At 59.0% G+C, this 11459-nt stretch carries 11 protein-coding genes, 2 tRNA genes and 1 rRNA gene; 3 read left to right on the top strand and 11 right to left on the bottom strand.

All coding sequences use genetic code 11. The annotated features are described in order from the left end of the window. The 11 genes from BR00_RS01230 to tsaA all read right to left on the bottom strand — a co-directional run. Positions 1-527, bottom strand: a 527-nt coding sequence (locus tag BR00_RS01230) for an AAA family ATPase (protein WP_496475801.1), incomplete at its 3' end; no start/stop codon positions are given. Positions 528-615: 88 nt separating this feature from the next. Next, positions 616-756, bottom strand: a complete 141-nt coding sequence (locus BR00_RS01225; RefSeq protein ID WP_496475800.1) for a hypothetical protein — start codon at positions 754-756, stop codon at positions 616-618. Beyond that, positions 728-1984 carry a tetratricopeptide repeat protein gene (locus BR00_RS01220; protein WP_496475799.1) on the bottom strand — a complete coding sequence of 419 codons (1257 nt, stop codon included), beginning with the start codon at positions 1982-1984 and terminating at the stop codon, positions 728-730. Before BR00_RS01220 ends, BR00_RS01225 begins: the two co-directional genes overlap by 29 nt. Before the next feature lie 217 nt (positions 1985-2201). Continuing rightward, the gene (gene csm5, locus BR00_RS01215) at positions 2202-3911 is read right to left on the bottom strand and encodes a type III-A CRISPR-associated RAMP protein Csm5 (RefSeq protein WP_496475798.1); all 1710 of its coding nucleotides are present in this window, start codon (positions 3909-3911) and stop codon (positions 2202-2204) included. Then, positions 3904-4911, bottom strand: a complete 1008-nt coding sequence (gene csm4, locus BR00_RS01210; RefSeq protein ID WP_496475797.1) for a type III-A CRISPR-associated RAMP protein Csm4 — start codon at positions 4909-4911, stop codon at positions 3904-3906. Before csm4 ends, csm5 begins: the two co-directional genes overlap by 8 nt. 1 nt (position 4912) lies before the next feature. Beyond that, positions 4913-5683, bottom strand: a complete 771-nt coding sequence (gene csm3, locus BR00_RS01205) for a type III-A CRISPR-associated RAMP protein Csm3 (RefSeq protein ID WP_496475796.1) — start codon at positions 5681-5683, stop codon at positions 4913-4915. Positions 5684-5698: 15 nt separating this feature from the next. Beyond that, entirely contained in the window at positions 5699-6085 is a 387-nt protein-coding gene (gene csm2 / locus BR00_RS01200) for a type III-A CRISPR-associated protein Csm2 (RefSeq protein ID WP_496475795.1), read from the bottom strand. Further along, complete coding sequence (gene cas10 / locus BR00_RS01195; RefSeq protein ID WP_496475794.1) at positions 6086-8599, bottom strand: type III-A CRISPR-associated protein Cas10/Csm1; 2514 nt, start codon at positions 8597-8599, stop codon at positions 6086-6088. A gap of 93 nt (positions 8600-8692) precedes the next feature. After that, positions 8693-8920 (bottom strand): hypothetical protein, encoded by a 228-nt coding sequence (locus BR00_RS01190; RefSeq protein WP_496475793.1) that lies wholly within the window; start codon positions 8918-8920, stop codon positions 8693-8695. 25 nt (positions 8921-8945) lie between these two features. Further along, positions 8946-9863, bottom strand: a complete 918-nt coding sequence (cas6, locus tag BR00_RS01185; protein WP_281751801.1) for a CRISPR system precrRNA processing endoribonuclease RAMP protein Cas6 — start codon at positions 9861-9863, stop codon at positions 8946-8948. 74 nt (positions 9864-9937) lie between these two features. Next, complete coding sequence (gene tsaA / locus BR00_RS01180) at positions 9938-10435, bottom strand: tRNA (N6-threonylcarbamoyladenosine(37)-N6)-methyltransferase TrmO (protein ID WP_496475792.1); 498 nt, start codon at positions 10433-10435, stop codon at positions 9938-9940. A gap of 254 nt (positions 10436-10689) precedes the next feature. Between tsaA and BR00_RS01175 the strand changes: the two genes are divergently transcribed. The 3 genes from BR00_RS01175 to BR00_RS01165 all read left to right on the top strand — a co-directional run. After that, positions 10690-10766 (top strand) — tRNA-Pro (locus tag BR00_RS01175). Positions 10767-10776: 10 nt separating this feature from the next. Beyond that, positions 10777-10852: transfer RNA gene (locus BR00_RS01170), tRNA-Thr, on the top strand. A 462-nt stretch (positions 10853-11314) separates the two neighbouring features. Beyond that, a 16S ribosomal RNA gene (locus BR00_RS01165) occupies positions 11315-11459 on the top strand; the annotation flags it as partial.

Genomic DNA, 11459 nt, shown 5'->3' with positions numbered 1-11459 from the left:
TTGCGCAGCCCATCGCGCATCTGCCGGGCGATGTCCGGCTCGGTGATATTGTCGAGGATGGGCTTGTCGTACTCGTCCACGAGGACCACGACTTTTTCCCCGCAGTGTCGGTGCGCTGCCAGGATAAGTTCGTCAAAACGAATGGCCGGGCTGGTACTGCGTCCGGGGATGGATACGTTCAGGGCTTCTGCGTTGCGCTCTAACGTGGTGTGGATGTGTTCTTCCAGGTGCTTTGGGTCGTGCAGCACGCCGCTGGCGAAATTCACGCGGATCACTGGGTGGCGCTTCTCCCAATCCCAATGGTCTTCCAGGTAGAGGCCGGTGAAGAGTGCGCGGTTGCCGGCAAAGGCCTCGGCCAACGTATCAAGGAAAAGGCTTTTGCCAAAGCGCCGCGGCCGGGAGAGGAAGAAGTAGCCCCCTTCACGACCGAGCTTGGCCACGAAGGGGGTCTTGTCCACGTAGTAGCAATGTTCCTGGCGGATCTTGGCAAAGGTCTGGATGCCGATGGGCAGTTTCTTGCGGAGCATGGAGGGCCCCCGGGGGGTCTGGGACGAAGCTTGCAGAGTTGGGCATGCATATACTGGCTCCGGGGGATGAAGTCAAAAGAGTGGCCGATCAAGGGCGGCCGTTGGGCTTCGGGTCGTCGTGGAGGGCCTGGCGCAGCTTGGGCAGCCAGGGGGAGCCCGGGCGGTGGGTGCTGAGTTCTTGCTCCAGGCGCCGGGCAGTATCACCATCTCCGGCGCGCAGCGCTGCCACTGCCCCCCCAAAAGAGGCCGTCGGCGCAGGGGGTACCGTAGGTGTGGCGATGAAATTCCACTGCTTGCTGGGCAAAGGAGGCGGCGTCGGCGAGTTGTCCGTGCTGGTATGCCATGCGTGCCAGGCGGATGAAGGCCTTGTGGCGCCCGCGGCGGTCGCGCTCTGCCGCCTCCAGAAGCACGGCGCGGGCCTGGGTGGGTTTGCCCAGGGCCACGAGGCAATCGGCTTCGGTCCAGCGTACGTAAGGACGCCGTGCCTTGAGCGGGACGCGGTTTATGGCGGCCAGCCCTTTGCCCGCTTGGCCCAGGGCCAGGTGACAGCGCGCCATGAGTTCGAAGACGTAGTCCACTTCTGCCGGCGGCGTGAACATACCCGCGGTTTCCAGTGCCGAGAGGGCTTCCTGAAAACGGCCCAAGGCATGGAGAATCTTGCCCAAGGCAAAGTGCTTGTGTTCGTTTTTGAGGTAGTCTTGGTCCTCGGCCAGTACGTGGCGGACCTGCTCCAGGGCGGCTTCGGCCTTGCCGGCATCGAGTAGGCAGGAGGCCAGGGCGTAGCGGGCCTTGACGGCATTTTTGCGCTCTTGGTGCCGTTCGTTCCGGGTGGCGTCGTCGTATGCCTCCCAGTTGCGCACCGCTTGGGCAAAGAGAGGCATGGCCTTTTGGGGATCCCGGTCGAAGTCTTTATACAGGCGGCCTTCGCGGTAGTAGGGGGTCACCCGGTCGGGCAGGATCTTTTGGGCCTGCTGGAAATGCGCGTGCGCCTCGAGGATGTGTTTTTTGCGCTCCATGCCGGTGAGTATGATTTCTTTGGCCTGGGCGGCCTGGAGGCTGCGCAGCAGGAGGTAGCCGCGGGAGGAGTGGTAGCGGAAATTGGCGGGGTCTTGGGCGAGGCAGCGCTCGAGTTTCGCCAGCGCTTCGTCGAAGCGCCCCAGTTGCCCGAGGGCGAAGGCGACCACGGCCCGCACCTCGGCATCAAGACCGTGGCCGCAGAGCTCGGGGTGATGTTTTTCCACCGGATGGGCGAGGTCGATCACCTCTTGCCAGCGGCAGGCGCCTTTGAGCTGTTCGAGTTCGGCGAGCAGGCGGTGCTGGCGCTCCTGGGCGTGTTGGGCGGGGCCGCATACCTCGGCGAGGGCCGCAAAGGGGTCGGGCTCAGGAGCCGCTTTCGGAGCGGGCTTCGGTTCTTCAGTTTGGGGCAGGGCGATGATGCGGGCAGGTTCGGCGCTCATAACCGTCCTCCTGGGTTTTCCCAAGAGGACGGGAGGAGCACAGCGATTTTTATGCATCGGGAGGGGGCGGGTGGACTCCTCCGGGGACGTCCCCAAAAAACTCCACCCAGCCCAAGGGAATGCATGCTGCAGAGTGGATGTCTAAAAGTTCCATCTTCTAAAAGTTCCATCTGAAGGACGGGAAGGAGACCTCCGGGACCGGTCGGTCCCCAATTCCTTATTTGGTTTTGAGCGCCTGCACCACCTCTTTCAAAGCCTGCTGCTTGTTCTTTTTGGCCTTCTTGTCGGCACAGCCCCACTGGCGCATTTTGTCGCGCAGCGCTACGAGAGCCGGCTTCGACATCGCGGTCAAATCCAGACCTGCCTGCTGGTAGTCACCAAACTCCTTCAGTGCCTCGATGGTGGCGACATCCTCGGGCAGCTCCTCTTCAGCCTCCGGCCTGGCCGCCTCGAAGGTCAACCCGGCAGGCTGAAGCCACTGGTTGACCTGATCGGTGCGCTCATCGGTCCATTTGTCGGGTCGCTGATGATACACACGCTCGGCGGCTTCACGCACAGCTGCGGCCAGGTCTTCGCGACCTTGATGCTCCTGAACCTCCGAGCGATCCAGAAACTGTTTCAGTGCCCCCCAGTCGTTGATGTCCTTGAGCTGTCGCAACCAGACAAGCCACGGGTTTTCGGCTTCCAGACGAGCCCGTTCCTCGGCCTCGCGCCGCCGTGCCTCCTCTTCTTGCCGGCGCTGTTCGGCGGCGGCCTTGATCGCTGCACCGGCCTTCAAACGTTCAACGCGCACGGCAACGGCATCCTCAACCTGTGAAGCAGCCTGTTCAGGTTGCAACCGGCGAAGAGCCACCCACCCCAAAGGTTGGGCATGCTGATCCACCAGCGCAAGACGCCGGCTCTTGGGGAAAGGGAATTCCAGGTATTTTTTCGCCAGGTCTAACGTTTCCCTGAGCGTGCGTCCGTCCGGGCCCTGGAGGTAGCGCTCCAAAAGCATTCCGGTCATGCCCCGCCAGCCGATACCCCACCCCACCGGGAGAAGCAGTTCGCCACCTTGCTGCTGCCGTTGCAACAGTTTGTGCGCCCAGGCGAGGAGGTCCTGCTGCCAGTCACCTTCATAACGCTCTAGAAACTCGATCTCCGCCTGCAAAAGGGCCCGACTGCGTTCTGCCAACGCCTTCCAGAGATCATCGGCGGTCATGTTAAAGGACTGGGGGAAGCCATGTTCTTCCACCGCCCAGCGGCGCAAACGGGTATCGAAAGAAAGGCTACCGATCCCCTTGCCCCCCGGCATCAGGGCCTCGACACCGTTGATGAAGTTTTTGCGGCTCAGCCGGTTGTTTTGGTCGAGGCGCACCGTTCGGCACCAAACGGGGCGGGTCTCTGCGTGGGTAAAAACAACATCGCCAACGCGTAACAGCCTGCCAAGGCTGACATTTGGGTTTGCCCCCAAAAAGTCGGCGAGCAGCTTGTCGTCGGCCCGCTCGGGCTTGAAAGGATTGTCTGGCGGCCTTTGTACCGCCTGGTCGACAGCATCTTTCTTCCTTCGGGCGATGTCGGCCACAATGGCTGTCATGAGACTGCCCTTGAGGCTGCTTCCGGGGAGCAGCGGCAGGCCGCTGGCTTCACGGATCTGTTTTTTCACCTCACGCACATCCTTGGGCGCGGATACCCGGTAGCGGACAGCGTCCTGAAACGCAGCGTTGTCGACGACGATGTCGATGATCTTGCCGCTATTGAGGGCTTTCTCCAAGGCTCTTTGGGTGTTCGCGGGCAGAGCAAAAAACTGTCGATAAAAGCGTGCCTGATCGACAAAGACCAGGTCATCGCCATGTTTTTTGAAATCATATCCCTCAATATAGGCATCCCCGGCCCCGATGTGGACAGGCGTGAGGATTTCAATTTCAAAGGGTATCTTTTCAATCATTATCCGATCCCCCCTGGAAGCCCCCTGCACAGGGCACGACAAAGGCCATCCCGTAGCGGTAGACATCGTGCGGCGCGCCCTTGTCTCGATGGATGACTACTGGAACGTGCCCCTCAGGTGCTTTGGAAAGAAACGACCCTTCACCAAGTAAAATAAGATCGGGCCGGCGCAAGCGACTGACGGCCGGACCCCCTGCGTGGCCGCGTCGTATTTTCAAAATCACTCGGCTGGAAGAAAAATCGACCAGTTCCAGGTCACGATTGGACGGAAGGCAGGCGGACAGCAAGATGCACGGCGTGTCGGTGTCAGGTTCGGGCAACGACACCGCAGAGCGTGTGAAGTGAAACCGCCCCCGACCGACCGAGCGGTCCGCCCCCAGTCCTTGTTCCCCCAAAAGGCGCAGGGCTGCTTCGAATTTTTCCAGCAGCTCTTCCTTAAGCCGCACTAGGAAATACAGGCCGCAGTCTGGTTTGAAATATAGGTCGCTGCAGTAAAAGAAGCCTCCCTCTTCACTGCCACCGGTTTGTCTGTCGATACGCAGTCGTGGCCGCTGATGCACCGTGAAAAAACCGGCATCATCTTTGTCGGTACCCGGAAACGGCGACGGCCAGCAGCTGCCGCTGTTGTTTAACGTCGGAAAAAGATTCTTTTCCCCGCGACTCAAGGCAGAAAAAAGATCTTCACGCACATAGCGAATTTTTTTCAGCGGCTTGAAATCCCAGCCTTGCTGAACGGCCAAAGGAGCGACGGTTTCCAGAAAATGGGCCGGAACGGGGTAATATCGGCTCTTGCCGCGAAACGGAAAGGCCGAACTGAGCCGAAAGCCAGGCTCTGCCGCGAGGGCCGCGATGTCGTCCTCGTAAAGCAGGGCCCAGCACTGGACGAGCGCCCCCCAGAGTGTGTCCGATCCGACGATCTCCTCGATCCGCTCCTGGCCTATCCCTTCGATGCCGATGTGCAGCGGGGCATCGAAATGGAGGTGATAGGCATAGGTCTTCATATCAGGCCTCCGCCGCCTGCTGTTCGCCTTGTGTGAAATATTTGCCATACCCGGATAGGTGGGCATCAGTGCCGGTACGGTAATCTTCAGCCGTTTTCTCGAGCACTTGGAGGTTGCGTAGCCGAACCTGGCCGTAGCCGCGGCTCCCCTGCCCTCCGAGATAATCGTCTTCAAGTAGTCTCAAGCCCTGGGCCAAAAGCTGAAAGTAGTGATCCACAAGGCCGTTGTCATTGTCGACGTTGTAAATATCGACAACCATCTCCAGGGCAAAACGCGCTCCAGCGGGGACCCGTTCGAAGTTCCTCGGGTTGGCGGCACTGGTCAGGCGGTCGATACTGACCTCGGTTTTGACCTCGGTACAGTACATATCGGTCGCCTCGGCCTCGGCCAGTTCTTCTTCATTGAGCAGAGCACCGTCGCGAACCGCCAGTCGGGTTGGAGCATGCCAGACTTCGGCAGCCCCGGCGGCATCCGCCGGCGTACCAAAGAGTTGAATCAGGGGGTGATTGGGGTCGGTACAGATGGGGCCTTTCCATTTGTCATTGTCTTGCTCCAGCTTGACCAGACCGTTGGCCTTTTCCAACAGTGAGCGCAGCTTGCCTTTGATGCTGGAGCCGGGCACATAGGGAAGATTGGTAAGGGGGTTGCGCACCACAACTTTGTCCGCCCCGCCGATGCTTAGACCGATGGATGAGCCCCCGACATGTAGGCCGGTCAAAAGTTCGATCTCCCCGCGGATGAACACTTTCTTTTCCAGTTTCAGCGTCACCATTTTTGTCCTCCTGAATCACTTGCCGCCACTGGCTCGGTGGTAAGCAAGAACCGCCTCGAAAAGTTTGACAAAATTTTTGAACCGACTTCTCAGCTCGTCGCCTCTGGCCGCAGCGACCTGATCAATGCCGTCACAAACCAGACGCTTGAGTTCCTGCAGACCACGGCACCTTGAGTTCCGGCCTGCAGCATAGGAAATTAAGGGCTTGAGCATCAACAGGTCGCCGAGACGCCCGGAATCAATTCCCTTGCTCTCGATATTCTTCATCTTTGTGAACACTTGGCGGATCTGTGAGGTCGTCAAATCACCTTCTTGCAACCGCCTGCCAAATTGTTCGGCCTTGTTGATCAGTGCAGCAGTCGGCCCAGTGACAATCCACTGTTGAATCTCTTCTCTCGTCATTTAAACCGCCCTCCTTTCGATGTGGCTTGTTTCCTTGCGCAAATAGAGTTCCACCCAGCGGCACAATACTCCCAGCAATTCAATGCCCTTGCGGTCGCCGCCGGGAACAGTTTGGGTCGTAAAATGCTGCAGGTCGTGAACGAGTGCCGCAGCATCCGGGTGGGCCTGCTGGTAACGCTTGAGGCTGTACACCATGCGCCAACACCATTTTTCCGACTCGATGGCCCTGATCGCCTGGCGCAAGTCGACTTTTTGCCCCTCGCGGTTCATGGCCTGTTGCCGCTCCCGCACCAGCTCCTGCCAGAGATCGGCAATACGTTGCAGATGACGCAGCAAGCTGCCGCCGCCATCCGTGGAACAGTACTGGACCAGACGCTGGTACCAGTTTTGGATCTGCGCAAATTCCTCCCAGGACATTGGCGTGCCCAGAAAGCTGACAGCTCGTTTGGCAATCTCCATGTTTTTGCCCCGGCGATAACCTTTGGCCTGCTCCTCGGCCTCTCCGGCCAACTCCGCACCCTTGTAAATGGGAAACTTTCCGGCGGTCAAAACGATACCGCCCGACAGGGTGAAAATTTCGTTGTCGGCGCAATAACGCCCGAACTGTTGCTGGATCTCGGCGGCGAGCTGCGGAAGGGCGTCCCAGGCACCGAGAATGAAAAGGTCATCGCCGCCGGCATACACAATGGAGACGCGGTCTCGGGCCTCGGGTTTGTTCTCCACAATGCTTTTCAAAACGATGGAAAAGAAGCTTGATAACTGCCAACTCAAGGTCGTAACCCGGCCCAGGGAATAAAAGCGTTCGGAAGCCTGCTCGTTTTTGCCATGCAAGTAATGCCTTAGCCCTTCGGCAAAAATTTTTCCGAGATTGTCGACATCCATGCGCAGGATACCGAGTCTTTTGATCCCGTGGGATTGTTCGGCGATGGACTCGAAATCGTCTTGCGGATGCTGATTGCCCCCGGTCATCATCGCACCGGTACGGGCATATCCGCCTAGGGGCTGGTTGCTGACACGGTTCAGCAGGAGCAGATGCTCATCGCCCTGGCCTGCTGAACGGTTGCCGTCAGCCATGCTGACCGGTCGGACATCCCAGCCCCCAGGCAGCAGACCGTCATCTCGGCGTCGCAAAACCAAGGCGTCCGCTTTGCCCAACTGACGGCCGAAATCCCCCAGGGCATCGCAAATCGAACAGGTCTTGCCCTTTTGGGACAGGGGCGCGTGGCACACCTGACAATCTCCTTCCGGCCATTGAGGGGGGATGGCGAAGAAGGCCTGGAGGCCATCTTTAGACAGATAACCCAGCCGCAGTTTATCCTGTCGGCTCAGATTTCTGGTCAATTCTTCCCAGATGTGGGCCAGGGTTTTGCCACTTTGGCGACATAAATCCTCTGCAGACAGAGGCTGCCAACACATGCGCAGATACAGGCCGTGCCCGTATTTTTTCTGGAGATCTTGGTTGCATCTGGTATGGAGTTTTTTCAGGGACGCAATATTTTCTGAGGTGTTCCCTAGCAACAGATAAGCCTTGCCACCACTGGCATACAGCAAATTCGCACCTGTCAGACCACAGACCGAGAGGATGTCGCGCGCCACGGTTTCAACCAAAACCTGCAATAGAAAAGATCTCCCTTTCAGATGCCGGTAGGCGCCTTTGGAACTGATCTGATAGATGAACGACTGAATGCCGGAAATATCACATCCGCACAAAAGAAACTTTTGTTCGTGATCGTCTCCAAGCCCTTTCAGCAAATTCTCCTTGCCGCTCTGGAACTGATAGAGCGCTGCGGCAACCGCTGCTGTTCCTTTTTGATGTTCGAACAGGGAAATATCGGGAAGCTCTTCAGCCCTGGTCGAAGCCGGCAGGCACCACTGAAAGGAGCGCAACAATTCGAGCAGTTCCTCAACCCTCTCCGCGGGATCCAGCCCTTTTTCCCGCCATTCACGGGTCGCTTCGACAAACTTCGTCCACAATGCCTGATAATCCTCCTTGACCTGCTCCGCCGGGTAGTCTTTTTCCGGCAAGGGAAAAAGCAGCTCTGGGTTTTCGAGTACGTCATGCAGAGTGCGCAGACGGTAGCGGTAGGACCGAATCTCGCCCCGGCCGGTCAGGGAAATGCGCCCCAGCAGGGACATCAGGGGGATTTGGGATTTTCGATTTCGCCCTTCGGTTTCATAGCCCAGGCTGGCATCGTCCGCCTCTCGCCGCTCGTGACCCGATGCGACCCAGTCGGCTTTTTGCAGCAGCCTTCCCAGGTCTGTGGTCGGCTTGTGATGCCGGCTGGCCAGGTTGACCAGAGTGGCGTCACGATCTTCCCCCGGCAGACACCGTTGCACCACAGATCCGAAACACTTTTCCATCGCCCGCATTGTGTGATAAGCGTGGGCATAGCGATAGTCCTGCCGAACCTGGTCAGGGTCATGGTCGGAAACATCACCGGCCCGCTCGGCGAACTTCCCCAGGTCGTGCAACAAGCCTGCAGCGCTGAGGAATTTGGTGGTTTGGTGGTTCATCCATTAGTCTCCTTGTCGCGGTTGCATCCCTGTATTGTTTCGATCTCGTGCGTCAGCAAAGGGCAGTATGTCGTCTCCCTTGAGGTCGATGAGTCATTTTTCGCGAAGGTCGATCGCGATAGCTGTATGGGCTGCGTGGACACGACTCGCTCGTTCGTTCCAATGAGGGCAGTAGAGCTGTATCTGGCTTTGGTGTTTGGATATCTCTTGATCTTTGTCTTCGGCTTGAGGGATACGGGCGCGATCTGCGAATTTCCCGATGTCGTGCAGAAATGCGGCAAGCGCTACCCGGCAAGGAGCCTGCATTCGTTGTTCGTTCATGCTCCCTCTCCGCCATACGGTTTTCTTACTCAATGACTCGGTATTCCATCCATCCCAGCCCGAATGTAGTTTGTTTGCCTATTCGTAAAACTTCCGCTGCCGTCAATAGGGGGGTGAATTCCGTGAGGTCGCCGCGGTAGAGAATCCTGCCGGTCAGTCCGCCCAAAAGCATTTCCCGCTCTTGGCGGCTGGAGAAGCGGCGATGGTCGATCCACTCCAGCTCGTCGCGCGCGGTGGTGATGGAGGCCGCCCGCTTGGCCAGTCCGCGGTAGTCCAGGGGCGGCTCGCCTGCGCCAAAGGCGTGAAAAAGGCTGGAGACACGCCGTAAAGCACCCCGTATGAGCACGTCGAAGGGCAGCTTTCCTGCGAGATGGTTGTCCGCCTTGAGGCGTACCGGCGTGCGCCAGCGCACTTCCACGGCACGGGCCGGAACTGGAGGGATTTGGGCGAGATCCAGCTCGTCGGGGGCAGTGCCCTGGAGCACGTGGGGACTGCGGGCGTCGTAGATGCGCTGGCCGCGGTACGAGACCGCCTGCAGGGCAAAGCGCGCCCGGGGCCGCACTTCTCCTCGGCCGATCCCCGATTGCCCCATGCGCTCAAAAGCTGCGATGAAATACGGGAGATACTCTGTGGCCGACCCGAAGAGGATCAGCGAAAAGTCGAACGATTCTCCTTTGCGGAAGGCCCGCTCTCGGGTTGTTGGGGGGATGATGGCATAGGGATGCGGCGCCAGGCCGTGGGCGTCGTTGGTGGTGGGCTCGAACACCGTGGGATAGATACAGCGGCTGCGCACGAGGCAAATGCGGCAGTCCCGCTCTCCCATGGGGCAGGCCACCCGCTTGAGGGCCCAGCCAAAGGCGCCGCGAAAGGTCGAGCCTTTGAATTCCGGGAGCACGGCGTTTTCTTCGAACACGGCATGAAAGTCGTATTGGGCAAGGCGCATGGGTCCTCCTGGAGAGTGTGTACGGGAGTCGGCAGGATTTTTTTGTGTACCCGGAGGGAATGTCCGTCCTTGGGTTAGGGGTGTCTCTGGGGCGCGAACCTCGTGTCCGCGCGGGCCGTTGCGGCGTGGGCGCCCTTTCCTTCGAGCCATCCGGAGCGGGCCGGGCCTGGGTAGTCAAAGGCCGGCACGTAGGGTTTGATGTCCAAAAGCGGCGTGCCGTCGATGACGTCGATCCCCCGAATCCAAAGCACCGCTTCTTCCCGCCGCAAAAGCTGGACGACGGAAAGGCCGATGGCATTGGGCCGAGCCGGCGCCCGCGTGGCGAAAACCCCATGCACTTCAGTGTCGAGAAAGGGGACGACCAGCGGCTTCCACGGGCCGCTTCGGTGGAAGTGGTAGAGGAGGATGAGGTGGGAGAATCCTTCGATGTCCTGCAGGGCTTGGGCGTAGCAGGCGTCGAGCTCGACGCGGCCTTCTGCGTCTGCCGCGCCTGTGGGCTGGATGGGGGCGCCGTGGGCTTCGGAGAAGGGGGTATGAATGATGCCTATGGGGCGGTAGGTGATTGTGGACATGGGATGCCTCGCAAAGGATAGTGGGAAGGCCCGTGCCCTTCTCGAGGAGGCATGTGGCGCAGCCGCGGGAAGGCACGTGGGGATGAACGCGGTGCCCATAGAAAAATTTCGTCGGATCGGAAAGGGCTGCGCTTCGGAGAACGATGAATACCCAAGATATCTTGGGTTGGGGCCCTGTGGGAGGGAAATGTGCATGGCGGCAAAAAAGTGTTTGACAAAGTCCGCGTCGGACGCCTAGAAGCGCCTTCCGTTGTCGGGATGTAGCGCAGTCTGGGAGCGCACTTGAATGGGGTTCAAGGGGCCGGAGGTTCAAATCCTCTCATCCCGACCACGACGGCATCGCCCACATAGCTCAGTAGGTAGAGCGCGTCCTTGGTAAGGACGAGGTCAGCAGTTCAATCCTGCTTGTGGGCTCCAGAGGATCCGCCGGCCCGTAGGGGCCGGCTTTTTGATTCGATGTCGTGTGCGGCCGCATTGTTGAGCGGCAGGCGGATTGTCTCGCTTGTTCCTCGAAAAGAATGAGCTTTTGAGAAAATTTCGATTCCTCCGCAATTTTTTCTTGACCGCTGTTTGGGTTTTTCTCTAAGAGTTTTCTTCCCGCGAGCGAGCAGGTCTTGGGGGCGGGGTTCTTTGAAAGGTGAAGGAGTTTTTGGGTCGGGGGCGAAAAAGTCCTTGACAGCGAGGGATGGGCCTCTGTAGGGGGTGCGTCCCTTCGGGAGCGGGGCTGGATGGCCCCGGTGGAAAAAACTCCTTGACAGGGGGTTGGGGTCTCGGTAGAGGCGCCGACCTCGCGCCCGGAAGGGCAACGGTCTTTGACAAATAAATAGCGAGAAGAACCAAGGTAAGGTTTCTACGGCAACTTGGTTGCCTTGACGTTTCAAACTGGAGAGTTTGATTCTGGCTCAGAATGAACGCTGGCGGCGTGCCTAACACATGCAAGTCGGACGCGAAAACTCCTTCGGGAGTGAGTAGAGTGGCGCACGGGTGAGTAACGCGTAGGTAATCTACCTCTGGATTGGGGATA

This window comes from Thermodesulfomicrobium thermophilum DSM 16697 (assembly GCF_059568695.1).
The sequence above is the reverse complement of the archived record's forward strand: the minus strand, read 5'-3'. Positions and strand labels throughout refer to the sequence as shown.

Coding starts and splice junctions, on each gene's coding strand:
- tsaA (WP_496475792.1), bottom strand. CDS start 10,435: ATGTCCACAATCACCTACCGCCCCATAGGCATCATTCATACCCCCTTC.
- BR00_RS01190 (WP_496475793.1), bottom strand. CDS start 8,920: ATGAACGAACAACGAATGCAGGCTCCTTGCCGGGTAGCGCTTGCCGCA.
- BR00_RS01220 (WP_496475799.1), bottom strand. CDS start 1,984: ATGAGCGCCGAACCTGCCCGCATCATCGCCCTGCCCCAAACTGAAGAA.
- cas6 (WP_281751801.1), bottom strand. CDS start 9,863: ATGCGCCTTGCCCAATACGACTTTCATGCCGTGTTCGAAGAAAACGCC.
- cas10 (WP_496475794.1), bottom strand. CDS start 8,599: ATGAACCACCAAACCACCAAATTCCTCAGCGCTGCAGGCTTGTTGCAC.
- csm2 (WP_496475795.1), bottom strand. CDS start 6,085: ATGACGAGAGAAGAGATTCAACAGTGGATTGTCACTGGGCCGACTGCT.
- csm5 (WP_496475798.1), bottom strand. CDS start 3,911: ATGATTGAAAAGATACCCTTTGAAATTGAAATCCTCACGCCTGTCCAC.
- csm3 (WP_496475796.1), bottom strand. CDS start 5,683: ATGGTGACGCTGAAACTGGAAAAGAAAGTGTTCATCCGCGGGGAGATC.
- csm4 (WP_496475797.1), bottom strand. CDS start 4,911: ATGAAGACCTATGCCTATCACCTCCATTTCGATGCCCCGCTGCACATC.